Source organism: Microcoleus sp. (assembly GCF_041354475.1).
Classification (GTDB): Bacteria; Cyanobacteriota; Cyanobacteriia; order Cyanobacteriales; family Microcoleaceae; genus Microcoleus.
The window spans coordinates 34900-60753 of sequence record NZ_JBGJZU010000034.1; the positions used below are offsets into that span (position 1 = coordinate 34900).

At 43.2% G+C, this 25854-nt stretch carries 23 protein-coding genes; 10 read left to right on the top strand and 13 right to left on the bottom strand.

The genetic code is table 11. From position 1 onward, the window contains the following. The first annotated feature begins 227 nt into the window (after window positions 1–227). From bioB to ACBR23_RS14600, 8 genes are all read left to right on the top strand, one after another. Window positions 228–1319 (top strand): biotin synthase BioB, encoded by a 1092-nt coding sequence (gene bioB, locus ACBR23_RS14565; protein WP_371116381.1) that lies wholly within the window; start codon window positions 228–230, stop codon window positions 1317–1319. 149 nt (window positions 1320–1468) lie between these two features. Beyond that, window positions 1469–2050, top strand: coding sequence for a biotin transporter BioY (locus ACBR23_RS14570; RefSeq protein ID WP_371116382.1), 582 nt, complete (start codon window positions 1469–1471; stop codon window positions 2048–2050). A 207-nt stretch (window positions 2051–2257) separates the two neighbouring features. Beyond that, window positions 2258–2770, top strand: a complete 513-nt coding sequence (lspA, locus tag ACBR23_RS14575) for a signal peptidase II (RefSeq protein WP_341738532.1) — start codon at window positions 2258–2260, stop codon at window positions 2768–2770. A 36-nt stretch (window positions 2771–2806) separates the two neighbouring features. Next, window positions 2807–4447, top strand: a complete 1641-nt coding sequence (locus ACBR23_RS14580; protein ID WP_371116383.1) for a radical SAM protein — start codon at window positions 2807–2809, stop codon at window positions 4445–4447. Window positions 4448–4677: 230 nt separating this feature from the next. Continuing rightward, window positions 4678–5019, top strand: coding sequence for a type II toxin-antitoxin system RelE/ParE family toxin (locus tag ACBR23_RS14585; protein ID WP_371119775.1), 342 nt, complete (start codon window positions 4678–4680; stop codon window positions 5017–5019). Beyond that, a complete protein-coding gene (locus ACBR23_RS14590; RefSeq protein WP_371119776.1) occupies window positions 5012–5362 on the top strand; it encodes a DNA-binding protein in 351 nt (116 codons plus the stop codon). The genes ACBR23_RS14585 and ACBR23_RS14590 overlap by 8 nt, the downstream gene beginning before the upstream one ends. 13 nt (window positions 5363–5375) lie before the next feature. Beyond that, window positions 5376–5837: an SRPBCC family protein gene (locus tag ACBR23_RS14595; protein WP_371119777.1), complete on the top strand. Its 462-nt coding sequence runs from the start codon at window positions 5376–5378 to the stop codon at window positions 5835–5837. After that, window positions 5821–6009, top strand: a complete 189-nt coding sequence (locus ACBR23_RS14600; protein ID WP_194063809.1) for a CPXCG motif-containing cysteine-rich protein — start codon at window positions 5821–5823, stop codon at window positions 6007–6009. Before ACBR23_RS14595 ends, ACBR23_RS14600 begins: the two co-directional genes overlap by 17 nt. A 7-nt stretch (window positions 6010–6016) precedes the next feature. On the opposite strand, the gene ACBR23_RS14605 is transcribed toward ACBR23_RS14600, so the two are convergent. The 4 genes from ACBR23_RS14605 to ACBR23_RS14620 form a co-directional block, all read right to left on the bottom strand. Next, complete coding sequence (locus ACBR23_RS14605) at window positions 6017–6766, bottom strand: gamma-glutamyl-gamma-aminobutyrate hydrolase family protein (protein WP_371116387.1); 750 nt, start codon at window positions 6764–6766, stop codon at window positions 6017–6019. 82 nt (window positions 6767–6848) lie between these two features. Further along, window positions 6849–7508 carry a DUF2834 domain-containing protein gene (locus ACBR23_RS14610; protein ID WP_371116396.1) on the bottom strand — a complete coding sequence of 220 codons (660 nt, stop codon included), beginning with the start codon at window positions 7506–7508 and terminating at the stop codon, window positions 6849–6851. Window positions 7509–7642: 134 nt separating this feature from the next. Beyond that, complete coding sequence (locus ACBR23_RS14615) at window positions 7643–8812, bottom strand: FAD-dependent oxidoreductase (RefSeq protein ID WP_371119778.1); 1170 nt, start codon at window positions 8810–8812, stop codon at window positions 7643–7645. A gap of 20 nt (window positions 8813–8832) precedes the next feature. Continuing rightward, on the bottom strand, window positions 8833–8961 hold the full coding sequence (locus ACBR23_RS14620; RefSeq protein ID WP_341738525.1) for a hypothetical protein: 129 nt from the start codon (window positions 8959–8961) through the stop codon (window positions 8833–8835). Between the two features lie 182 nt (window positions 8962–9143). Between ACBR23_RS14620 and ACBR23_RS14625 the strand changes: the two genes are divergently transcribed. Then, on the top strand, window positions 9144–10460 hold the full coding sequence (locus tag ACBR23_RS14625; protein ID WP_371116389.1) for a glycoside hydrolase family 10 protein: 1317 nt from the start codon (window positions 9144–9146) through the stop codon (window positions 10458–10460). 35 nt (window positions 10461–10495) lie between these two features. Here the strand turns inward: ACBR23_RS14625 and ACBR23_RS14630 are convergent, their stop codons facing one another. The 4 genes from ACBR23_RS14630 to ACBR23_RS14645 form a co-directional block, all read right to left on the bottom strand. After that, window positions 10496–10984, bottom strand: a complete 489-nt coding sequence (locus tag ACBR23_RS14630) for a hypothetical protein (RefSeq protein WP_371119779.1) — start codon at window positions 10982–10984, stop codon at window positions 10496–10498. A gap of 154 nt (window positions 10985–11138) precedes the next feature. Further along, complete coding sequence (locus tag ACBR23_RS14635) at window positions 11139–14360, bottom strand: PAS domain-containing sensor histidine kinase (protein WP_371119780.1); 3222 nt, start codon at window positions 14358–14360, stop codon at window positions 11139–11141. Between the two features lie 110 nt (window positions 14361–14470). Further along, complete coding sequence (locus ACBR23_RS14640; RefSeq protein WP_371116397.1) at window positions 14471–15601, bottom strand: aldo/keto reductase; 1131 nt, start codon at window positions 15599–15601, stop codon at window positions 14471–14473. Window positions 15602–15713: 112 nt separating this feature from the next. Further along, window positions 15714–16220 carry a bifunctional nuclease family protein gene (locus tag ACBR23_RS14645; RefSeq protein WP_340524078.1) on the bottom strand — a complete coding sequence of 169 codons (507 nt, stop codon included), beginning with the start codon at window positions 16218–16220 and terminating at the stop codon, window positions 15714–15716. 212 nt (window positions 16221–16432) lie between these two features. Between ACBR23_RS14645 and ACBR23_RS14650 the strand changes: the two genes are divergently transcribed. Continuing rightward, window positions 16433–17146: a riboflavin synthase gene (locus ACBR23_RS14650; protein WP_371116392.1), complete on the top strand. Its 714-nt coding sequence runs from the start codon at window positions 16433–16435 to the stop codon at window positions 17144–17146. 190 nt (window positions 17147–17336) lie between these two features. On the opposite strand, the gene ACBR23_RS14655 is transcribed toward ACBR23_RS14650, so the two are convergent. The 5 genes from ACBR23_RS14655 to ACBR23_RS14675 all read right to left on the bottom strand — a co-directional run bounded on the left by ACBR23_RS14655 (window position 17337) and on the right by ACBR23_RS14675 (window position 24776). Further along, a complete protein-coding gene (locus tag ACBR23_RS14655; protein WP_371116393.1) occupies window positions 17337–18236 on the bottom strand; it encodes a glycosyltransferase family 2 protein in 900 nt (299 codons plus the stop codon). Window positions 18237–18251: 15 nt separating this feature from the next. Continuing rightward, window positions 18252–20540, bottom strand: coding sequence for a hypothetical protein (locus ACBR23_RS14660; RefSeq protein WP_371116395.1), 2289 nt, complete (start codon window positions 20538–20540; stop codon window positions 18252–18254). A 48-nt stretch (window positions 20541–20588) separates the two neighbouring features. Then, complete coding sequence (locus tag ACBR23_RS14665) at window positions 20589–21950, bottom strand: serine hydrolase (protein ID WP_341738517.1); 1362 nt, start codon at window positions 21948–21950, stop codon at window positions 20589–20591. Between the two features lie 196 nt (window positions 21951–22146). Beyond that, window positions 22147–22602 (bottom strand): helix-turn-helix domain-containing protein, encoded by a 456-nt coding sequence (locus tag ACBR23_RS14670; protein WP_341738516.1) that lies wholly within the window; start codon window positions 22600–22602, stop codon window positions 22147–22149. Between the two features lie 305 nt (window positions 22603–22907). Next, on the bottom strand, window positions 22908–24776 hold the full coding sequence (locus tag ACBR23_RS14675; RefSeq protein ID WP_371116398.1) for a protein kinase: 1869 nt from the start codon (window positions 24774–24776) through the stop codon (window positions 22908–22910). Window positions 24777–25854 lie beyond the last annotated feature (1078 nt).

The following is a 25854-nucleotide window of genomic DNA, read 5'->3' on the forward strand; positions in this document are numbered from 1 at the left end:
CTGTTTAACCACTAGCGATAGAGCGGAAAACTAGCGTCGCATTCTCCGGTATCGTGACCCAAATAACGTAGTCAGTTAAGACTTAGGCTGGTCAGAACAGCTTGCGAGAGATTTCTCTTACAAGCTCAGTGGCTTTAGCCCTGAGTTCCTGACAGTGAATTGTAAAATATCCCGGAGAGAGAACCAGAAAACCCTACAATGGTGGTTGTTTTCATAAGGTGCAAGAAATGGTGCAAGCGCCACTGCCAACATTTTCTCAGAGTTCGATCGACTTGATGTCGGAAAAATTACCGCTGCAACAACGGTTAGATAGCCTCGTAGAGCAAATAGTTAAAGGATATCGGATAGGTAGAGACGAAGCCCTGGCTTTGACAGCAATAGAGGGTCAAGAAAATATTTTACTGCTGTGCGAAGCAGCCGATCGCGTGCGTCAAGCTTGCTGTGGCAATACGGTAGACTTGTGCAGCATCATTAATGTCAAATCTGGTAACTGTTCGGAAAATTGCGGTTTTTGCTCTCAGTCGGCTCACCATCCGGGAGAAAATGTCCCGATTTATGGCTTAAAAACCTCCGATGAGATTTTAGCCCAAGCCAAGGTGGCCGAGGAAGCCGGGGCGAAAAGATTTTGTCTGGTTTCTCAAGGGAAAGGGATTAAACATAACAGCCCGAAATCCTCGGAATTTGAGCAAATTCTTGAGACAGTGCGCCGCATTATTCAGGAAACTAATGTTAAGCCTTGCTGCGCTTTGGGAGAAGTGACTGTCGAACAAGCTCAAGAATTGCGAGCGGCGGGAGTAACTCGCTACAATCACAATTTAGAGGCGTCTGAGCAGTTTTTTCCGAATATTGTGACAACTCACAAATGGAGCGATCGCACTGCTACGATTAAGAACTTAAAAGCAGCAGGCATTCAAGCTTGCAGCGGTGGAATTATCGGCATGGGCGAAAGTTGGCAAGATAGAATCGATTTAGCTTTGTCTTTGCGCGAGTTAGAGGTTGAGTCGGTACCGGTGAATTTGCTATCTGCTAGAAAAGGTACACCTTTGGGTGATTTACCTCCACTAGATCCTTACGAAGCATTAAAGGCGATCGCAATTTTTCGATTAATGCTTCCAGAGCAAATCATCCGTTATGCTGGAGGTAGAGAAGCCGTCATGGGAGAACTACAACACCTCGGCTTAAAAGCTGGAATTAATGCTATGTTAGTCGGACATTATCTGACTACTATGGGTCAACCCGCAGAGCAGGACCGAGCCATGCTTGAATCCCTCGGACTTCAAGGCGGCGAAGCACCAATTCCAGGCAGTTTTGAGGGTTAAATTTTGAATTTTGAGTTAAATTCATAATAGCCAGAACCCCAACTTCTTTAATAAGTTGGGGTTCTAACATATATCTGAGAAATGCTATATGTAACTGTCAACTGTCAACTGTCAACTGTCAACTGTCAACTGTCAACTGCTAAAATCGAATGCCTGTTCCCATAGAACTAATTTGGGCTTTTATTGGTTTACTCCTAACGATAGGAGGCGCGTTTTTTCCTGCCTTTGTTACTACTCCAATTGGGTTTTGGGACAATCGAGGATTTCAGGCTTATTCTTTAGGAGTCAACTATCAAATTGGAGCCGTTTTGCTGGTAGGCTGCATGGGTGGTAAAAATGCGGCTGCTTTATCACAAATTGCCTATATAATTTTAGGACTAACTTTGTGGCCAGTTTTTTCTCAAGGCGGCGGCATTGGCTATATTAAAGAACCTGCTTTTGGTTATTTACTGGGTTTTATTCCCGGTGCTTGGGTGTGTGGCTGGATGGCTTTTAAGGTGGCTTCGCGTCTGGAATCTATTGCTTTTAGTTGTTTGTGCGGCTTGTTTACAATTCATGCGATCGGCTTAACTTATCTGGTTTTAAGTCACTTGTTGGTGCTACCGACAAAAACCACAAGTTTGTTTGAGCAAATCCTGAAATATTCAGTTTATCCTTTGCCTGGACAGTTGGCGGTAGTTTGTGCGATCGCATTACTGTCATTTGTTTTACGTCGAGTGATGTTTTATTAATGGTAAAATAATAGAAAATTGAGCCTATAGCCTAGGGCATAGGGAATTGGTAATTGTGCAAAATTGGGTTATACTGTCATTGCGAAACGGGAAAATAATCTCGCTGCGGTTGGGATTGCTTTCCTGCACTGCATCCTCCTCGCAATCACCCGCGAGATTTGAGTAAATTCTCCCATGCCCGATGCCCTATGTTCTACTTTCTAATTCATGCGTTTTAAAAAAAATCCCTGGTTCTGGGTTGCTGCTATTATCAGTCTAGTTTTAGACCATCTGACTAAATTTTGGGTGGTGCAAAATTTTGAATTGGCTGTTCCTCCGCAAACACAGCCACTGTTACCGGGCGTGTTTCACTTCACTTATGTTGTTAATACTGGTGCGGCTTTTAGTTTGTTTAGCAATGGTGGGGCGATTTGGTTGCGCTGGCTGTCTTTGGGCGTTAGTGTGGGATTGATGGTACTCGCTTGGTTCGGACCACGAATTAATCGCTGGGAACAAGCTGGCTATGGCTTGATTTTGGGCGGCGCACTGGGAAATGGGATCGATCGATTTGTGTCGGGGTATGTGGTGGATTTTCTCGATTTTCGCTTGATTCGGTTCCCAATTTTTAATCTGGCTGATGTTTTTATTAATGCTGGAATTATCTGTTTGTTAATTGCCACTTTCCACAGTCCACCTCCTCGAAAAAAGGACGAAAAAGATTATATTTCCGAAAATACTTGAATAAGTGAATCAATTAGACACCTCCAATAATTACTAATGACTTCTAATCCCTTTGTTGAAGAACGCTTGCTATTTGCCCCAGCAACCCCCGATGTTGACGCTATCCAGACGATTTTTGCTTTTCCCAACGAGTACACGGTTGGTATTACCAGTCTGGGCTATCAAATAGTGTGGGCAACTTTGGCAGTGCGCCCAGATATTGAGGTTGGTCGTTTATTTACTGATATCCACGAACCACTTCCGAGAACTCCAGAATTACTGGGATTTTCTTTTTCTTGGGAACTCGATTATGTGAATATTCTCAATTTATTGGAATCTCTAGAAGTTCCAATTTGGGCAACTAAACGAACAGATAGTCATCCTATAGTCTTTGGTGGTGGTCCGGTTTTTACTGCCAACCCCGAACCTTTCGCTGATTTTTTTGATGTGATTTTGCTCGGAGATGGCGAAAATCTGATTGATAATTTTATAAATGCTTTTAAAGAAGTTCGTACCGCTGACAGAAAAACTAAATTGCGCCATTTAGCCCAAGTTCCGGGAGTGTATGTTCCCAGTTTGTACGAAGTGACTTATCTGGATGTCGCGGAGGGTATTCAATCAATTCATCCCCTGGATGCAGCAATTCCCAGTGTGGTTGAAAAACAGACTTATCGTGGCAATACTTTATCTGCTTCTACTGTGGTGACATCCAAGGCTGCTTGGGAAAATATTTACATGGTGGAAGTGGTTCGCAGTTGTCCAGAAATGTGCCGCTTCTGTTTGGCAAGTTATCTGACTTTACCTTTTAGAACTGCGAGTTTGGAGGGTTCTTTAATTCCGGCAATAGACCGCGGTTTAGCTGTCACAAATCGCTTGGGTTTGTTGGGTGCTTCCGTGACTCAGCACCCGGAATTTGAAGTTTTATTAGATTATTTAAATCAGCCTAAATATGATGGTGTAAGGCTTAGTCTTGCTTCAGTCCGTACCAACACGGTGACGGTGAAACTCGCTGAAATTTTGACCAAAAGAGACAGCAAATCTGTGACTATTGCGGTGGAAAGTGGCAGCGATCGCCTCCGCAAAATAGTTAATAAAAAGCTCACCAATGAGGAAATTATTCAAGCTGCTATCAATGCTAAAGTTGGAGGTTTAAAGGGCATTAAACTCTACGGCATGGCGGGAATACCGGGGGAAGAAATGGAGGATTTAGAGGCGACTGTAGCCATGCTGCGGGCTATCAAAAAAGCTGCCCCCGGTTTGCGCTTAACTTTTGGTTGCAGTACCTTTGTCCCGAAATCTCACACTCCTTTTCAGTGGTTTGGAGTCAATAAAGATGCAGAAAAAAGATTGAAGTTTTTAGATAAAGAATTGCGGAAGTTGGGATTAGAATTTAGACCGGAAAGCTATAACTGGTCTGTGATTCAGGGTTTGTTATCCAAGGGCGATCGACGCTTGTCTAAGCTGTTAGAATTAGTGCGGCATTACGGCGATACATTGGGCAGTTATCGGCGGGCTTTTAAGGAATTGCGGGGACATTTGCCTGACATGGATTTTTATGTTTTCCAGGAGTGGGAATTGGATCGGGTTTTGCCTTGGAGTCACTTGCAAGGACCCCTGCCTGAAGCGACTTTGAAGAAGCATTTAGCTGAGGCGATGACTCATACAAAAGGATATGAAAATTCACTAATTCGCGTTTAGTAAATTAGATTATAATAGTCTCATGCGTGTCATTAGCCGAAAACGACTAAAAGAATTTTGGGAAACACACCCCAATGCTGAAATAAGTTTGTTGCTGTGGTATCAGCGTAGTTGTGATATCGCTTCCGGCTGCATCGGAATGATTTAACCGCAGAGAACACAGAGGACACAGAGGGAGAGAATAGAGATCTGAATCATTCAGATGCTACCGGATTTGATATGATGCTGATATGCCAGAAGTCCAACCCATAGAAATTCAGCGTTATACTACGCCAGATAACAAAGTGCCTTTCGAGGAATGGTTTAATTTTCTCCGAGATGGCAAAGCAAAAGCTAGAATTAAGTTGAGATTAGACAGAGTTCAACTCGGCAATCTCGGAGATTATCGATTTGTTGGAGAGGGACTGTATGAATTAAAAATAGATTATGGCCCTGGATACCGAATCTATTTCGGACAAGTCGGCACAACTATTATCCTACTTTTAATCGGTGGGGATAAAAGCACTCAAGACCGAGACATAGGGCAAGCTATCAAATACTGGACAGATTATAAGAGTGAAGATAATGCCTAAAAGTTTACCTTACCATCCTTTTTTAATAGAGTCTCTCAAAAACCCAATAGACTCTGCTATGTATCTAGAGGCTTTGTTTGAAGAAGAAAACCCCGAAGCAGAACTTCTCAAAATGGTACTTAGCAATGTAGCAGAAGCTCTGGGTCAATCAAAAATGACTCCCGAACAATATGAATTGCACTTAAAAAAACTGGATGAATTGCTGTCTGAACAAGGAAGTGATGCTATTTATAGTTTGGGAACTTGGCTAAAAGCTCTGGGATTGAAACTAACTGTTGCTGTTTGTACTGACACAGAGGATAATGATGTAAATGCTGATATTCCAGCGCAATTAACTGTTTAGTAAGATTTGAATAATGCCTAATTTTCGATATTCATCGCTAATTGATGCGACGGTTGAAAGTGTCTGGAACTTTCACGAAAGACCGGATATTTTACAAATATTAACTCCGCCTTGGCAACCGGTGACAATCATTCGCCGCGAAGGTGGACTTGGTGTGGGTGCTGTATCGGAATTTCGTCTTTCATTGGGGCCGATTCCGGTAAAGTGGGTGGCGACTCATACTGAGTGCCAACAGTATAGGTTATTTGTTGATGAACAAACTGAGGGACCGATGGCCAGTTGGACTCATCGACACGAGTTTACCACAGAAAATGGTAAAACTAGATTGACAGATGCGATCGCCTTTTCGATACCCGGTGGCCCGATGGTCGATCTATTATTAGGTTGGTGGGTGGAAATGCGACTAACAGATATGTTTCGTTACCGCCACGAAGTTACCAAGAAAGAGTGTGAAAAAAATGCAAACAACGGCTGAATATTACTGTGCTTTTTGCGGCGAACCAAGTACAACTTTTGTTGATATTAGTGGGGGAATGGAGCAATCATATATTGAAGATTGTCAAGTTTGCTGTCGCCCGAATGTTCTGTATATCAGAATAGATGAAGATACCCTTGATATTGAAATAGACACTGACTATCAAGAATAAGTGACTATCAAAATGTATGAATTTGATTTGAATTTGAATTGGTATAATTCATGAATTTTGAAGCTGCTGCTTCTACGAAAGCCCGAAAAATTCGAGAGTTTATCAAACATTTTGGGGACATTTCCGGGTGCCATTGAATTGCAATCATCCACGGGTGATTTTGATACTCCATTGCTTCTACCAAAGTGTCAGAAGCCTCGGCTACAATTCGCCAATCGGATGTTACTTTCCGCACAGCTTGATGATGCCAAGAAACAACGGTTGTGGAAGTTGTCCCCATAATTTTTGCTAGCCGACTGTTGGGTTCAATTTCAATGCTATGCTCGATCGCACGAGGGGGAATTCCCGCTCCATGACTCACTTCCTCTCCGTAAGCATGGGGTACATGAGTCACCAAACTACCACCGCTAGCTACATTCAGCATTTGCATTCCCCGACAAACTCCCAAAACAGGTATGTCAGCTTTGAAAGCTAGTTTGGCTAAGGCTAGTTCAAAGTTATCACGTTCTGCATCGATCGCATAAACTGTGCGATCGATCGTACCGCCATAAAGTTCTGGATTAATATCTCCGCCACCGGAAAAAATCAAACCATCTACTATATCAAAAATACTAGCTGGATTTAATTGATTGGGCGGCAGTAAAATCGGGATGCCGCCAGCCGCTTGCACGGCATCAATATAAGATCCATTTAAGCGATATTCGCCTGCTTGACAGCGGTTATATGTAGTGATGCCAACGATGGGAAATTTTTTCATGTTGTGGAACAGGCCAGAAAACCTGTTTCTAGTATGATGACATAGAGTCCTAAAGTAAACTGATAATTGTCAGCCATGCTGTCTAATTTGTAACAGTTTGCACTGTATTTTCCGGCAAAGACTGGCGCGTACACAAATAAACTAGAGGGCCAAACAAAGGAACTAATGTTACCGCCCAAAAAACTGTACTATTGTGCATTCCTCGGCGCGCCATGTCATCTCCCAGCAATGCCGGAAATAACAGGGAAAGCATACAAAAATCTAAACTCATTACATGAATAAAGCGGCTAGTCTGCCATTGGCTAATAAAATCTGACCAATCGCCTGTTGTCAACCCAAAGGCAACTAAAACAGCAGCGCCTAATGTTAATATAATTCCCGTAAACCGGGAGTCTAATACCTTTAAAAAAGTATTTTTATTTCCCATAAATTCGGAATTTGGTTGCCGTAGGGCTAAATAAGGCAATAAGGCAAATGCACCGACACCAAAGGATAAAATGGCAAATAACCAGGCTGGTATTTTTTGTCCTCTACCGTCAGCAAATAAGACGCAACTATAGATGATTGGCCACACGCCCATGATATTGAACAACGCGACAATTAAAGGGTTGATTTCTGCTATTTTCCCGGTGGAAAGATTGGTAATTAAGGTCAATGTTTCGGGGCTGTCGGGAGGTGCAAATACAAAAGCGTAGGTGCTAAAGGCTATCCAAATCAGCCAAAAACCAATTTTTCTGAACATATTTACTCTTTTACTCATTTCTGCGGTTACTACTATCATAAATCAGAATCCTCCTATTTTCCAATCTGCGGCTAGTTGGATCTGCTGTTTTTTTAGGTTAGCGGAATTACTCCGATCGCCTTTTTGCCCAAATACTAATTTTTATGCTGAAATTTTTGCATAAATTGGCGATCGATCCAATCTTTCCAGTACCAGAGTAGCCGGGATTCCCACATCCAAGAGCCGCGAGAGGCGATCGCCTTTTTATTCCCAGTACCAATTAGCCCTAAATATTGGGCTTGTGGTGCAAAGGGTTTTAGCGGTTGGGCTAACAAAAATTGCTGCAAATTTTCAAATAAAGGCGGGCCCTGGCGCACCGCAAATACTCCTGCTTTGGGGCGCGGATAATTAATCATCGTGCAGATATCCCCAGCGGCAAATACATGAGGGTGAGACACAGATTGCAAGTAATCATTGACTTGGATAAACCCGTTGGAGTCCGTGGCTAAACCCGATGCTTTTATCCAATTAGCTGCGGAGGCTTGTGTCACCCAAAAAATACGATTTACGTCTAATCTTAATCCGGATTCACAGGCAATTTCGTAATTGGGTATGTGGCATTCTGAACTTTTATTTGTGTCAATTATTTTGGTGTTTTTGATACCCACCACTTTTTCCATTAAGTGCAGTTTGATACCGCTATTAATGATAATTTTTTTGAGGCGATGACGTACTCTTTGGTTGTGTTGTGGCATTAATTCCGCACCGCTGTGAACCAAGTTAATTTGATAATTATCGGTTTTTCGAGCCAGACGAGATTGCATATTTAATGCTAATTCTACACCGCCGGCACCACCACCCACAATGGCAATATTCAAGGGTTGATTTAGATAATTTGCTGGGGATGTAATTAACTGATTCCAGTTAGCTAAAAACTCCGGTACTGGTTTAGCTGGAATTGCATATTCGTTAGCACCAGGTACGGATAAAGTCGCGGGAGTGCTGCCGATGTCGATCGAAAGCAAGTCAAAACTAACGGGGGGGCTATTTTGACAAATTACTTGATTTTTGTTAAAGTCGATCGCGATCGCCCGATCGACCAATATCTCGCACTGAGTAAATTCACAGAGAGAACGCAAATCGATGTGACATTCCTCATAACTGTAAAAACCCGCAATGTGTCCCGGTAGCATCCCCGAATAGGGTGCGTACAGCACGTCGGTAATCAGAGTCAAATGCACTCCCGACAGCGGTTTCATGCCGAACATTTTCAATACAATAGCATGACTATGACCGCCACCAATTAAAACTAAATGTTGTGGCATGGATATTTCATGTATCAATATTAGACATCTCCCATAATTTCTGTGAGGAGTAGGGTTAGACATCCAGCCAGCCCTTGACAGCCTTTTTGGGACAAGTATATTATAGTTGCCCAAAGTGCGATCGCATCTAAGCGATGTCGCGATTTCACTCAACCAATTAGCAAATCAGCACAAATGGTTGTAGACTGTAGAACGACTAAATTTCATTAGCAAATTATGCCAGGGTGTGTTTCGATAACCGTCTCCAGAAAAGCCTGTCAATGGCTGGCTTTCGGGCTTACCCCACCATCATTTTTGGAGATGTCTAAGAACTAACTCACCATTTAACACTATGACATTAGGCATCATTCCTCGCGGTTGGCTGCGATCGATTAAACCTATTCTCCCGCTTTTATTTGCCATCTCATTCATGATAGCACTGCTGGCGAACAACTTGATTCCGGCGATCGCCCAGCAACCACGTCAGGAAATTCGCGGAGTTTGGATGACAACAAACGACAAAGACATCCTCAGAGATCGGCGCAAAGTAACAGAAGCAGTCACCAAACTCAAACAGTTAAATTTCAACACTATCTATCCCGTAATTTGGAATTCTGGCTATGTGATGTATCCTAGTCCTGTCGCCCAGCAAAGAGATATTCAACCCTTTGTGTACAGAGGCTTAGACGGACAAGATATGCTAGCAGATTTAATCCAGCAATCTCATCGCCAAGGATTGCTAGTAATTCCGTGGTTTGAGTTTGGTTTCATGACTCCTCCCACGTCAGAATTAGCCTTAGATAATCCCGATTGGCTAACACAAAAACAAGACGGAACCCAGACATCAAACGGTGCGGGTGGCGAAGTAGTTTGGTTAAACCCTTTTCATCCCGAAGTGCAGCAATTCATTAGCGAACTCGTACTAGAAGTCACTACTAAATATAATGCTGATGGCATTCAATTTGACGATCACATGAGTTTGCCATCGGAATTTGGTTACGATGCCTACACCGTTGCACTGTATACTAAAGAAACCAAAAAAGCTCCTCCAACCGATTTTCAAGATCCAGCTTGGGTGCAGTGGCGAGCTAATAAAATTACGGCATTTATGTCACAACTAAATCAAGCTGTAAAAGCCGTAAAACCCAAGGCAATTTTCTCCATTTCTCCCAATTACTACGAATTTGCTTACAAGCATCACCTGCAAGATTGGCTAGCTTGGGTAAGGTTAGATATTGCCGACGAGCTAATTGTGCAAGTTTACCGCCCAGATTTAGCCTCGTTTATTAACAAAATCAATCGCCCAGAAATGCAAGAAACCCAGAAAAAAATTCCCACAGGAGTTGGGATTATGACTGGTTTAAGAAATCGCCCAGTTCCCATGCACCAAATTCAATCTCAGGTGAGAGCCGTCCAAGAATACGGCTTAGGTGTGGCTTTTTTTTACTACGAAAGTTTGTGGGAATTAACACCGGAATCTCTTGAAGATCGCCTGTCCAAATTTCAAACTTTCTTCCCATTTTCTGCCTTCCGAACAGCTCTACAAATACCCAGACGGGCTGCTACTTTTCCGCCGCCACCACCACCAAAACCAGAACCAAAAAATCAGCCACAACGGCCTAAAAACAATAGTCAACCTTTAGCATCTCCCACTACTCAAAGAAACTAAAAATTTCCCATCAAGATGAGAGCGAGTTTCTCGGTTTAAAATAGCTTTGGCTTTCTTTGAATACCCAAATTTGATACAGAGTCTAAATTGATGTGGCAGTTTAGTCGATCGCCCTCGCAGAAGTAAGCAGCCAAAGCTACACCTTCACGGTTACACACTCGAACATTGTATCCATCTTCCATGGCCGCCATCCCAAACCGATTGACAAATTGATAGCGCCCTACATAATCCAATCCACTCCAAAGCTGGCGATTGACTAACAGGATCACCCAACTATTGCGAGAATTAGAATCCACAAACCAGCGATCGAGTAATTGTCCCCCAAATTGTTTTTGAGCCAACCACAAACTCGGAACACTCTTTTGGGTTTGGGAAAGGGGAGGCGATGGCAAATTAGCAATCTCACCCCTAGGACAACCAGGCTGTTTCCCCAATGCAGCAGGTGGCTGCGACAATAATACCGAAATAGAAATCAAACAAGCTATATAAAAATAAATATGTTTGCTCAATTGGATATAATACATTTGCCTAAATCCTTATTCCTGATATCAAATCCGGTAGCAACTGAATTATTCATCTCTCTATTCTCTCCCTCTGTGTCCTCTGTGTTCTCTGCGGTTAAATTATTCCGATACAACCAGAAACGACATTGTTTATTATTCCTTATTCCTTCAAAATTCATAATTCATGACGCTTGAATAAAGCCGCAGGCAGAAACACTGTAAAAATAGAACCGGAACCAATTTCACTTTCAATTTCAATATCCCCACCCATCATCTGACAAAAACGCTGGCTGATAGTCAGTCCCAAACCCGTACCGCCGTACTTGCGGGTAGTGGAATTATCCGCTTGAGTAAAAGGTTGAAACAGTCGTTCTTGCTGCTCTTTCGTCATACCAATGCCTGTATCTTTAACTCTGAAAATTAAAAAGTCTGAATCCAAAATTAAAATTTGAGTAACCGTCGGTTGATATTTATTTTTTAATGCTTCACTGGTAATTCTGGCTACACCAAGTTCAATCGTACCTGCTGTCGAAAACTTAGCAGCATTGCTCAATAAATTCAATAGTACCTGCTGCACTTTCATCAAATCAGCGTGCATAGCACCGATGCCCTCACCAATATTTACGTGCAAAACATTACCGTTTTTCTCCATCAGTGGTTTGACTGTTACCGCCACTTCCTCAATTAAGCCACCTACATCGAAGCTTTCGAGACAAAGTTCCATCTTGTCAGCCTCAATTTTTGAGATATCCAAAATATCGTCAATCAATCGCAACAAATGTTTGCCAGCATTGCGAATTTTGTCTAAATCCGAAATAGTCTGTTCGTTCCCTAACTCTTCGGCATCTTCGACCAGTATATCGCTGTAGCCAATAATCGCGTTCAGGGGAGTCCGTAACTCGTGGCTCATATTTGCCAAAAATGCACTCTTGGCGCGGTTTGCCAGTTCAGCCGCTTCTTTGGCCAACTGCCACGCTTCCTCAGCATCTTTGCGTTCGGTGATATCCCGCAGGGTAGCAACCACTGCTTCCACGCTGCCGTCGGTAGCGCAAACCGGGCTCAGAATATACTCGTAGTCCCGTATTCCCCAGGCTGCGGTAGGGACGATGACTTCGCCTTTGGCGGGGAGGGTGGTAGCAAATACGGCGTCGCACTGTCGGTGAACTTGCTCCATAATTTTGGGAGACCAACCCAATTCTTGCCAACTTTTACCAATCATTTCTCTGGGATTCAAGCCAGCAGCTTGGGCCGCAGTACGACTGACGTAAGTGTACCTTCCTAACTGGTTAACTAAAAAAATTAGGTCTAGGGATGCGCCCAGAATGCCGTCAACGGTTCTGGCGTGTCTGGCCACTTGAGCTGTCATTTGTCTGACAGTGATGGAACCACGGACTCTGGCTGAGAGTTCTAGCTGCAAGAGTTCGTTGGATTGTCTCAGGAATACGGTGCGTTCTTCGACTTGTATTTCTAGCTCTTTTTTAGCTTTTTCTAGGGCGAGTTCGGCAAGTTTGCGATCGCTCACATCTGTAGAAATTGTACCAACTGCATAAGCAACTCCTTGGGGGTTGTAGAGAGGAAATTTGAGGGAAATGTAGGTGTGTTGTCCGTCGTCTTGAGGGACAACCTCTTCGATGCTGAACGGTGAGTCCTCCTGGAGAACTTTCAGGTCGTTTGCTCGCAAAGTTTCCGCTTTTTCTTTGGGAAAAATATCCCAATCAGTTTTACCTGCTATTTGCTCTTGGCTGATATGAAATAAGGTTTCAAAATAGCGGTTGACTAGGAGATATTTTCCTTCTGCATCCTTAATGTAGATCACTGCTGTGGAGTTGTCTAAGATTGCTTGTAGTAATCCTTGGCTATTTTGTAGCGCTTTTTCAGTGTGTTCGCGATCGACTATTTCTCGCTGCAATTCCAAGTTGAGGCGGTTTAAGTATTGCAAATTTTGTCTGGTGTGATTGATATCGATCGAGCAGCAATTAGTCTCTTCTTTTGTGGATATTTTTTGGTCGAAATTAGATTCAGCGGCTGGTAATTCTAGTTGTTTGAAACTTAAAGGTTTTGGAAACAATCCCCTAGCTCCATTATCAATCAATAATTTTTTGTAATTAAAATCGAATGTTAATTGAGGCTCTAAAATTGACGGTTTTGCAAATAAGTTGGAAAATTTATCCAATTTTAACTCGTCCCACAATTGCGGATTGTCCCCGCCCTGGGGCTGAGAAGGAATTAATCCAGGGGCTGGTGTTTCTTTCGTTCCCCCATCGCACAGCCACGATCTCCCATTGGCTTGGCGGGCGATCGCCATTGCCAAGGCCATTGGCAACCCTAGGGAAGCCCCACACAATCCCACAATCAGCCCATAATTTTCCAGCCCGGTTTGGGCGATTCCCCTGACTAAAATTACTGGGGGGTTTTTTCCTGAAGAATTTAGGGTTTTTGCTGCTACTGTATAGGTTTGATTGCCTATTTTGATTTCCTTGGCAACTGCTGTACCACGGGCCATCCGTGCTGGTTTTAGTAGCACTTTTTCCATCGACTGTAAGTCTGGCAAAACTTGATTTTTGTTGACGGTTTGTGCATTTACCAAGACATATTTGCCATCCTTAACCGGTGCATAAATACCGTAAAATCCATCGACCATTGCCTTGACAGTTTCCCTAGGGGCAACCATCGGCTTTTTGCTCAGATTTTTGCCTAAAACTAAAGTAGCAATAACTGTCTGATTTTGGGGATTGTTTACGGGAATTGCGGTGTAAGTAACCAAGACATTGGTGGCGCTAAATCCCGCCGACTGCCCGGTGGGTAATTGTTTTTGTATTCCCGATTGACCCAGAATTTCGCTGATGGTAATTGGTTCTTTTTTCGCTAATACTCGATCGACTATTTTTTGAGGATTAAATTTTTCTCCCTGCTGCTGGGAATTAGTGCTAACAATTATCTTGCCATCTTTTCCTACTAAAACTGCACTGTCTATTTCCCCTGTTTTGACTTGATTTTCGAGAATTTGCTTGACAGATTTTTGCAAATATGGTGATTTTTTGCCACTATTGTAAGCTATGGCTGTTTGGGCGATCGACTGAGTATCAAAAAAGTTTGGCAAACTCAAAGCCCAGCGATCGAGTTTGAGATTATAGTTAATTTCACTAACAGCTAGTTCTGATTTAGCTTGATTTTGCCGTTGGCTAAGTCCCGCTGTCCATATCATCCACAGTGCTGCACCTGCAAGTCCCAGTGGCAAGATGATTGCTAAAACCACGAGTCCCATTAGTTGTTGGCGGGTGAGAAACAACTTGTCAGTCCCAGCATGGCTGACAACTGGGGTGAATTTTTCGGAACTTGCTGTGATATTTGGCTGCGGACAATTTGACTGACCGTTGTTTAACTGAGTCTGAGCCATAGGAGTAGATGCTAAATCGGTAGTAGATGCGGGCTGCCAATTAATCTAGAGGATCGGAATGTTACTGTTTAAATTCTGCTCTTAATTACCTTGAAAAACCAGTTTTTTTTTTAATCCCACAACCGCCGGCCCCCTTTGCCACCCAGTCGCTGGTGAGTATCTGCCAGCAGGCCCGGAATATCTAACTTTTCGGGACAGCGGGGCACACAGTCGCCACAATCGGTACAGCGGTTGCCCTTGTTTCCGGGAAACCAATGTCCAGCATTTTCAAACATGGCGTAGCGGTATTTCCCAAAGTCAGTCATGTCGCAGCCGACCGCGAGATTGCGGAGTCGCAATACTTCAGGAATGTTAATGTTTTCTGGGCAGGGCAAACAGGCATAGCACTGGCTACATTTGTTCGTTCCCAGACTGGATGCGATTACAGATTCTAAGCGATCAAATGCAGTAATTTCGATCGCACTCAAGGGAAAGTCGCGATCGCAACATCTGAGTGGTTCTTCTAATTCCATCGGGTTGGCTGCCCCCACACTCAACGTCCCAATCCTAGTATCACTCAATAAAAACCGATAATTCAACTCTAGGGGTGAGAACGGCCTACACATTTCTGTTAGGGTTTCGGGCGCAGTGTAGAGTTGCCCGCCTTTGTCTGCGGGAGAAATAATAAAAATGCCTAGATCTTTTTGGCTGGCTAGTTCAATGGCCGGGGCGTTGCGCTGAAAAAAATAGTAATAATGCAGATTGACAAATTCAAACAAATCTGTATTGATAGCGGCCAGAATTAGCTCCAAGGGTCCGTGAGTGGAAAAGCCGACGTGCCGAATTCTGCCATCGGCAACAGCTTTGTCTACAGTTGCCATACAGCCTGTGTCTGATTGTACCCAAGCCAAATGTTCCCAAGTATTTAAACCATGAATTGCCAGACAGTCTAGGTAGTCTAAATTCAGGCGTTTTAGGGACTCATCAATCGAGCGTTCCATCGCCTCCGCATCGGGCGTTGGCGAAATTTTCGTGGTGACGTGCAAGCGCGATCGATCCACCGCCAACCCAGCCGACAGGGCGACACCGAGATATTCCTCGCTGCAACCATAACCAGAGGCTGTTTCTATGTGATTGATGCCCAGAGACACAGCCTGCTGTACAGTCTGGCAGGCAGTTTCCTCAGAAGCCAAATAGCGCATGGTTCCCAAGGAAAATACGGACAGGGGCAAGTTCGTTTTGCCAAACCTTCGATAGCGCATATAGCAGAAGCAAGAAGCAAGAAGGTAGAAGGCAGAAGGAAAATTCAATAAAATCAATGGTTTGAGAAATTAAAAATTTCCTAACTGCCGAGAACGTTTCTATACATAACTACTACGAAGTTTCTCCCGAACTAAAGCCACTGCCTTTAATCAAATCCTCTGGACGAAGATTTGAAATAAATTCTCGGAAAGCTCTACGTTCGGCTTCATCAGCATCTCGATCGACCGGTATGGAAGCATCAGCAATCACTTCTTCCATCACCCAGATGGGGCTATTTGTCCGCAGGGCGAGGGCGATCGCATCGCTAGGTCGGGCATCGATTTCTTTTTTAACTTCTCCCTGACGGGCAATCAGTACCGCATAGAAGGTGTTATCTTGCAGGGAGTGAATCACGATTCGCTCCAATGTGAGATTCCAGGCTTCTAAGAAATTGACCATCAGATCGTGAGTTAAAGGTCGAGGAGGCTTGTGGCCTTCTAGAACGCTGATAATCGCCTTGGCTTGCTCTTGACCAATATAAATAGGCAAGGCCCGTCGCTCTGTAGCGTCTCTCAATAAGACTATAGGACTGCGCGTGGCTGCATCTAAGGCAATTCCAGCGACTTTCATTTCAATCATTCGATCGGCCTCATAGAATACTGTAAGGCGGTGGAAAACTTGGACATCAAGATGACCTGAATCCAGTATGACTCGATCTTCGCCTGAATCTACAACCGATCGCACTCAAAATAATCTACCGAAAGAGGCAATACCATCACCCGTGGCTACCTCCGATCGAATTTTGGCTGTGGTTTGACGTGAATCCGCGATCGAAATACCATAAGATACCCATGTTTACAGGACTAATTCAATCTCTAGGACAACTCAAATCCCTAGGAAATGACCGCTTTCAAATTTCCTGCACCTCCAGCAGCTCCCACCAGATTTTACAAGATTTGGCGATCGGCGATAGCGTAGCCGTCGATGGTGTCTGTTTAACAGTAGTGTCCGTTTTGCCCCAAGGTTTTGTCGCCATCGCTTCCCCCGAAACCCTCAGACGCACTAATCTCGGAGCATTCCCCGATGCTATTGTTAACTTAGAAACCTCCCTACGCGCCGGCAGTAAGTTAGGCGGACATTTTGTTACCGGGCACGTAGATGCGATCGGCACTTTAGCCACATCAACCCAAACCGCCAACGCCTGGGAAATGCGGTTTACTGCCCCAACAGCTATCAATTCAGGATGGCAACGTCAAATAGCACCTTACATTGTTCCCAAAGGCAGCATCGCCGTCAACGGCATCAGCCTGACTGTCGCAGATTGCGATGCAGACGGCAATTGGTTTGAAGTAGCCGTGATTCCCCACAGTTTTGATGAGACAAACCTTCGCTATTTGCAGCCAGGAAGTTTAGTTAATTTAGAAGCAGATATTTTAGGCAAATACGTCGGCAAGTTCCTCCGTAGCAGTTATCAACTACATCCCGAAGCCTGGGAAGAAACCCCAGCCATTAACAGTTTGGCGGACATTACCCCGGAATTTTTAGCAGAACACGGCTTTATTTAATAATATTTATTTCTGAGTCGGTGCAGCCGGAAAATTTTTTAGGTGGTAAGTAAATCCACCTAATTAAACGTAAGATACAGGTGGCTAAAAAGCTTGCTGTATGAGCATTCTTCACCTCGATTTTTCCCCCTCCCCCATCCCCCCTTGGGGGGGGCTTGGGGGGGTGACTTCTTCCTTCTACTTAGCAGTTTCAACCACCTAGTTTCCGAGCCTCATAATCCTTCTTTTCCCATAACAATCCCGCAACAATCGCCACCTGTGACAGCAAAAATAATCCCGCAATTAATAGCTTTTGAATACCTGTTGTATGTCTCCAGGGATAAGCAAGTAAATTCAAATAAAATGACGGATTTTGCAGTTTCCCTTTAGTCGCAGTTTGAGCAGTAACTTGCTGAAACAAAAAAGCACCTTTACCGTAATTGAATTGCTGTTGCCAAAATTGGTGCAGTGTCAGTTTGTGGGCATGATAGACTATAACTTCGGGAGCATAAATGGCGTTATACCCAGAGTTAAGCCACCGATGGCAAAATTCCCGGTCTTCTCCAGCGAAGGAAAAACTTGTCCCAAAGCCACCAATTTTTTGGAAGGATTCAGCCGGAAGGGCAAAATTGTTGGAAGTGAAATATTTGGCGCGATCGGGAATAGCATTATAATAACTGTAAAGGTAATCGATCAATTCCTGGCTTGCAGTAGAATATATGTTATCAGGAAGTGCATTAATAATTCGACCTCCAATTAAAGAATTTGGTGTTTGGGTAAATCTATTTTCTAGAGTTTGCAGCCAGTTAGGTGCCACACTACAATCATCGTCTGTAAATACTAAAAATTTGCCTGTGGCTGCACAAGAACCAGTATTTCGGGCGATGGCTGGCCCTGAATTACGCTGGGTTAAAAGTATGAGATTTAAGTTGTTTTGAAACGGAGCAACTGTTGATACTAGAGATATTTCGGTACTATCATTAACGACTATAACTTGAAAGCGATCGCGCGGATATTCAAGTTTAGCAAAAGACTGGAGACAGGTCGTCAATTTTTCAGGACGAGCATAGGTAGGAACGATAATTGAAAATAAAATTGGCTCTAGGTTCATTATCACTGATATATTTCAATTTTTCAAACGATACAGCACTGGTTCGGTATTAAAATCTCTACCGAAAACTGGTTCCAGCGGGCCCTCGGCACCAGTCAGCTTAGAGAGAGCTTTTCTGGTTGCTGCGTCTGTATCAGTCAATGGCCCGAATCCAATTATACTAACCTGATTTTGCCGCAGGTTGTCAATCCATCCAGAAAGTCTATCTGTTCTAAAAGGTACATACAAAACTTGCCTATTCAAATTTTTTCCGTAAAAAAGGTAGCTACGAGAACTCAAAAAGAATCCAATTTTTTCATTGGGCACAGTATTCTCATTAATATATTCGTCAATACCACGATACAGTGCTGTGCGAGCAACATCTCGCTGTTCCCTCCAATTCCCAATTACTATCAATCCTATACAGATACCAATTATCACTAGGTAATTTAATTTATGCCTGAAAAGAGATTGAAATACATTATTTTGCCAGCCTAAGCGAGGATTTGTTTTTAATAATATCCCAGCCACTACTGAGATTGACACCAGATACAATATCGGGTAGATGAAAATATCATTCCAACTGCTACCCAAGATTTTTCCTATAGTCTCAAGAGCTTCTAATGGATTAGACTTAAAACTGTCAATCAGCCAACCTCCCCACACAATACTATCTCCGGTAAAAGAAGCATTTTTAATATAATCAAAAATTGTATTGCTTGTAATTCCCAAAAAAGTGCTAACCACCACAACATTCACCACGAAGTGATTGCGAGTTTTCAACAGAGTTGCTGTAGCTGCGGCTGCGATGGCCAGTACACTTAAAAATGGAAATCCGTATCTGAGGTTAAAACCCAGTAGAGGACTTATTTCACCTATTGACTCTCCCCCAGTACCAGAACTGTAAGGTGTAATAAGATACATAATTCCTGTACTGGCAAGCAGTACACTCAATATAATAGTATTTTGATTAATTAGTTTATTTTTAGCTGTTTTCAAAGCCAGAGGTGCTGCTAATACCTGCAAAACAAGTGCCATAAATGGCACTTGCAATCTAATCATAATTTGCAAGCCGAGAGTTTTCCAGTGATCGATATTGCTAGGATTGAATTGAGCGGCTAAAGTGCTTTGCCAAATCTTGAAATGTGGCGAATCTGGCTGCTTGGGGAGTGCTGGTGTTGGTGGCTTTACTGTGGATGGTATGGTAACTGGTTGTAAAGGAAATTTAATCTCTTTAGTATCAACTATCGGATGATTGATGTGCAACAAATTTCTGCCATACCAAAAACCTCCTAAAAGTAAGAAAAGAACTAGACCACCTAGCAATATAGGCTTGAAAAAATAAATGATTTTAAATTGATTTGGTCTAGGAGTTTTATTAACTACAAATTTATGAATTTCTAAGATTCCTAATCCGGTTAAAAGTGAGACTGCGTAGACTAGACCAGTTATTTTGATTCCCGCTAGCATTCCCGTGGCTGCAAAAAAGAGGGATAGTTCAGATAAGAAACGGCTTTTATAATAACAAAAACCTAAATATAAACCAACTGTAAATATGGCAGATAGCGGTAAATCCGGGTGAATAGTGTTAACTTGGTTCAGCATCATTGGCACTGTCAATATCAAAGCTGACGCGGCCATGCCATGAACTCTACTTGCTCCAAATTTAACACTCAAAAGATACACTGAAAGTCCCTGAATTACCCAAGCAATTAGCAGAGGAAACGCTACTAAAAAATCAGATTTGAAGGGAAACAAACACAAGACAGACAAAATATGCCAATTGTAAGGATATACTCTCGCTTGCTCTTGTTCAAAAATCCAATTACCAGTGGCATCTAATAACGTCAATGAACCTGTTTGATACCATCGGGCAATGGCAGGCAGATGAAACCACAATGAATCATAATTCGTTATCGGTTTTGTGGCGAGATTTCCCAATAGCAAAAATCCCACAAAGCCCACTGAAAAAATAATGAGCCATTCCCATTGATTGCGAGTTTGATTGACGAATAATTGGTGCGGGTTTAGGAATTGAATTATTTGATTTAGTAGGGGATAATTTACGATTAAACCTAATATAAATATTCCCAATTCTGCTAAAATAACTACCGAAATATTTAAGACATCAAAACTTCCTAAAATCAACCCTGTAGAGACTTGTACTATGCTCCAGCCAGTCAGAAAAATGAGGGAGAAATGGGACAATGAATAGTTGCTTCTTTCTTGATGATTGAGAAATGCCACAAAAAAACTTAAGGGAATGGGACTGACTAAAATCATCAGAAATAAAATTAATTCCCACAAATGTTGTGCTACGAGCATAGCTACAATTTACTCCCTATTTTGATGACTCTGTTTAAATCGTGTTCACTAAAAATCGGGGTGGTTGGAAATATAATCGGCGATTTTGGCGATCGACTTTCGCATTTCTGTATCGCTGCCACTGGTGTTGTCAATTACAGTGATCACATAGGCTTCACCGTCAATACTCATTGCTAAAGTTGTGCCGAGTACCAGGGAATTTTCTCCAGTTTTTTCACCTAGCCACTGTGCTTTCGTTCCTTGCAAAGCCGCAAATCCCAGATTGCGATCGTACTGTCGGTTGAGAGTCTCCACTAACAGTTTAGCACCGGGTGTTTCGCCGTTGTAAATTTGTACCATCATTTCAGTGAGTTCGTTAACAGTCAATCGGTTCGCACCACTACCAGGGTTACTAGGCATAATCTGTGCTCCCATTAATTTGAAGTTGACACGGGTTACTTGGTAGCCACGATTTGCTAAGAATTGATTGATGTAATCGGAACCCAAGTAATCGATCAGTTGATTGGTGGCAATATTGCTACTGCGATCGATCATTTCTTCTAACAGTTTCTGTAGCGGGTAATTGCGATCGGACAAAATCTCCGTCGATGAGTCTTCAGTAAAATTACCAGAATCAACAAATACTTGTTTGTTAAGACTGATTTTTTCTTGTGCCACTTTTTGCATCAGGGCCACAGCAATCGGCAGTTTAATTAAGCTAGCTGGACTCACCGGAGGTAAATCGCCTCGCAGGTGAACGCAGTCTCTAGAAAGGTGGCAAATGCCGATGGAAGCTTGATTCGATAAGCCACTTTCCCTGGCAACCGAAGCCAAAAAATCCGATTTTGCTTGTTTGACTTCCAAGCCTGCTGCCGTTAGATTGTTTCGGTATTCTTGAATTTTTGAAGCCGTTAAACTCGCTAAAAATGAATTTTGGGGAACTTCGTACAAATTGTTCAGGGCTTGTTGCCACAGAAATTGAATTTTCTGCGCATATTCGAGGGACTGATTTGGCTCTCGTCCAGCTTCTGCCGCTTCGTTTGCTAAACGAACTGCTTGCTGTAAGTTATCGTTAGCCCGTTGTTCTACTAATATTTGAACCTCGACTGATTGCAACTCCTCTATGAGTTTTTCAGGAGTATTCGTATTGAAGGGAACTAACCGGGAAAGTAGAGTTGGTTCGGGAGAGGGAGACGGAGGTTGTTCTAATTGACTGATAATGCGATCGCGGATTTTGTAAAGTTCGTCCAGGGAACGCTGATTTGATGATTGAGAAAATGAACTGGCGATCGTTAATATCTGAATCAGTCCAATTCCAGCCACTACTGCGACAGTCTTGTTGGTCGCCGAAAAAAAACGCCCTATCCCCAGCATGGTCAACTCCTGAACACCACCACACTCAATATAAGCAGCTATGGTTACAGGAGTCAAACCATTTTAGATTTTCGATTCTAGATTCTCGATGTCAGACTGAGGAATCCTAGTAAAAATCAACGGCGATGCTAGATCAAAAAAAGGGCGATTAATCGCCCCACACCATATATTAGAAATCTCTCAGAATTCCGCTGTTACAGGCCCGACAGCCTGCTCAAGACCAGCTTTTTGCGAGATGTCTACTATATACAATCTACTTTCGCCGTCGGCGCGGCCCATCGGCACCCAAGCGATTCAGGTAGTCCCAGCCACGTTGTGGCCAGACATGAGTGTTACCAGTCTTTTCGGCAATCCAGCGAGCTACTTTGGGCCCCGTCCAATTTCCCCCATCGGGGGCTAACCCTTGCAGCGCTTGTCGCAGTTCTTCTTGCTGTTCTGGATTCAGCAAAGATTTAGCAGGAGGTGGTTGGCGGTCTCCACTGCGGTTTCTCACAGAGTTAGGTCCTTCCCGGTTATAGCGCTGGACAATTTCTTTGGCATAGTCGTAGTTAATACCTATAACTTGAGCCGCTTCTTTGATAGTCCAATTTCTGGAAACCAATAATAGCAAGTGCCAGCGACGGGACTCTGTAGTGTTGTCGGCCTGCCGGTAGCGAATTTTGAGTTCCTCTGCCGTCAGGTGAGATTCTAAGTGGGCTTTAGGTGGCATTCCTCCATCGGGGCATCGGGAACTTCTCTCCATATATCTTTGGCTTTGGCTATTATTCCGGATAAAATCCTGATTCGGAGATATTTGGGCAAATAGAGAGTTTGTTTTATATGGTTTCCGATTGCATCGGAATGATGTAACAGCAGAGGACGCAGAGAACGCAGAGAGAGACAAGAGAGATGAATAATTCCGATGAAGAGAGGACTTGATATTACCCGATCGTAATCCTTGGGCTACAACCACCCAAGGACCAGACTAGGTGGATGGATAAACGTAGTCCTTGAACTTTCTTCCTGCTTCTGAAATTACACCCTAACGTTCTGCCAAATCTTAATTGTTTTATCACTACTACCGCTAGCAATCAATTCTCCTTCGGGACTAAAATTAACTGAATAAACGGAATTTGTATGACCGGCAATATTACAAACTTCTTCACCATTTTTGACTTGCCAAATCTTGATGATTTGATTACTACTGCTGGCAATACTCTCGCCATCAGGACTAAAAGCAATGGAATCCACATACCAAGAATGACCTGTAATACTTAAAATCTCTTGCCAATCTTTCACCCACCAAATTTTGATAGTATTGTCGTGACTGCCACTGGCAAGAAACTCTCCGTTGGGACTAAAAGCGATACAGCGCACGCAGTCTGTATGTCGGGTAAGCGTCCGAAGTAGTTTCCCATCTTTGACTCGCCAAATCTTAATTGTTCTGTCCCAACTACTGCTAGCCAAAATTTCTCCATCGGGACTGAAAGCCACAAAATAAACTAAGTTTATGTGACCCGCTAGTGTGCGAAGTTCTTGCCCATCTTTAACTCGCCAAATTTTAATTGTTTTGTCCCAACTACTACTAGCAATAGTTTCACCATCGGGACTAAAAGCCAAGCCATAAACTGAGTTAGTGTGACCAGTAAGGGTGCAAATATCTAGACCATCTTTCATTCGCCAAAATTTGATATTTTTGTCGTGGCTGCTGCTAGCCAATATCTCTCCATTAGGGCTAAATACTACTGTATGAATGGAGTTAGTATGTCCGCTTAGGGTAGTAATTTCTGCTGCTGTTTCTACTCGCCAAAGTTTGATGGTTTTGTCATCACTGGCGCTAGCGATAACTTCTCCGTTCGGGCTGAAATCAACACAGGAAATTAAATTTTTATGACCTGTCAATGTGTGAATACATTGCCAGTTATTAGTCTGTTTTTGGCGCTGATTGTTCTGGGATATAGGTTTATTTGGCTTGGTAATTGTTTGGGGAATTGTCAAATTTAGGGTAGCTTTAGGATTCAAAATTTTTAATACTGCACCCGCCGTTTGATAGCGGCGATTAGTAGCATTTTCAATCATTTTGTCTAAAATTTGACCTAATTCTTCAGAAACTGGGTTGTTGCCTAAATACTGTCGCCATATCCACGTATCTTCACCCGGATCGAACAGGTCAAATGGGGAAACTTGAGTTAGTAAATAAAGGCAAGTTACGCCTAAACTGTATAAGTCGCTGGTGAAAAATGCTTTGCCTCTAGCTTGTTCTGGGGCGATGTATTCGGGGCTACCAATGCTGGTTCCTGTTTTGAGTAATGCTGTACCTGTGGCAATTTTGGCTGCCCCAAAGTCTACTAAAACTAATTGTTGGTCGGCACGACGAATTATATTTGCTGGTTTGATATCTCGGTGAATAACATTGTGTGAGTGAATGAAGTGAAGTACGGGTAGTAAGCTATTGAGTAAGTCTTGAATTTGACTTTCTGTGAAAATGCCTTCGGTTTCTACAATTTGCGCTAGGTTTTGCCCGTCGATAAATTCTTGGACTACATATTGTCGGTTGTCTTGGATGGAATATGCTAATAATTCGGGAATCTGAGGATGTTTGCCTAATTCGTCTAATCGCATTGCTTCTTGTTCAAAAAGTTCGGCTGCTTTTTTGCTGTTGCGATTGCTGGCTGAGGGGATTAGTGGGGTTTCCGGGGGTAAAAATTGTTTGATGACGCAGCGAGGCTTTGAGGGTTTGTCTTCGTCAACGGCGAGCAATGTTCTGCCAAAACCGCCTTGTCCTATCGCCTTGAGTGCTCGATAGCGATCGCGCAGGAGCAGTTTCGAGCGACAATTTTTGCATAGTTTGGCTGCGTCGGGGTTTTCTGGCTTGGAACAGTTAGGATTTAGGCAGTAACTCATGGGATTTTGAATTTGGGATTTGAGATTTGTGACGATCGCGCCTTGAGATATCCCCTTACCGCCAACGCTGTTTGATGTTTCGGCTGGATTGAAACGGAAAACTTGTTTAACTCTCGATCGACAATCTTCTCTAGGAGCAGAGTTTACCACGGAGCGAAAAACCTCTGTTGCGAAAGCTGGATCGCGCTTACTGTAGGCTGGTGTCTTTTTTTTTCGAGTAAAGTCAATTTGGTCAAGGCCTCTGAGATGGTGTGTGAGTGGAGAAAGTCCTTCCCAAGGTAATGCCATCTCAACTGTGGTTTGATTTTGAGGAGCCTTAGCTGGTTTCACTTCATTTTATGCGATCGGTCTTTCGATCGGCATTACCCGCCGGCTACTAAAGTACCATCCTGGGAAGTCAGCTATTTGGGCAGACCTTCACTCCCTTCTCTAATCCATGGACTGCTCGATCTATAAATCTATGGTGTTACCAGGCTCTGTTCCACATCTGCCCCACTTCACTTTTGCTCGCGCCAACGACTTTGATCCGGGACCTAACTTTCTGACGGATCTCGTAAGTATAGGGTTTTGCGTCATCCAAGGGCGATCGACCCACAGCAGCCAAGACCACTGCCCGTCCATGGCATCAATATCTTGACGCTTACTACATATATATGTGTACTGCTAACCTGCTGACCTGATTAGTCCCATGATGTTCTACCCATAAAAATGCTCTCTACCAAAAGCACACTCCCCTGCCAAAAACCCACTTTCCGGGTCAATCTTGAGACTAATGGCGAAAAAGGGTTCAGCTTGTAGGATAGCCGAGGGATTCTTAAGAGCCGAAAGGCATACGGTGTATAGGTTCAAAAAAAGCTCAAAAATAATTTCACAAAACGCTTGACAACATCTTGCGGAATAAGTATATTAATAAAGCGCCGGAAGGGAAGCGGTTCACCGAACCACGACCGAAAGGTAAAAACCGAACCTAGAAAAAAGAATAGTTTGAAAGCTTAAAGCACTATTAACCTCGTCAAAAAATTAGAGATAGAGAGTAAAAGCAGTAGCTGATACTTAATATCACAAACAACGAGAAAAA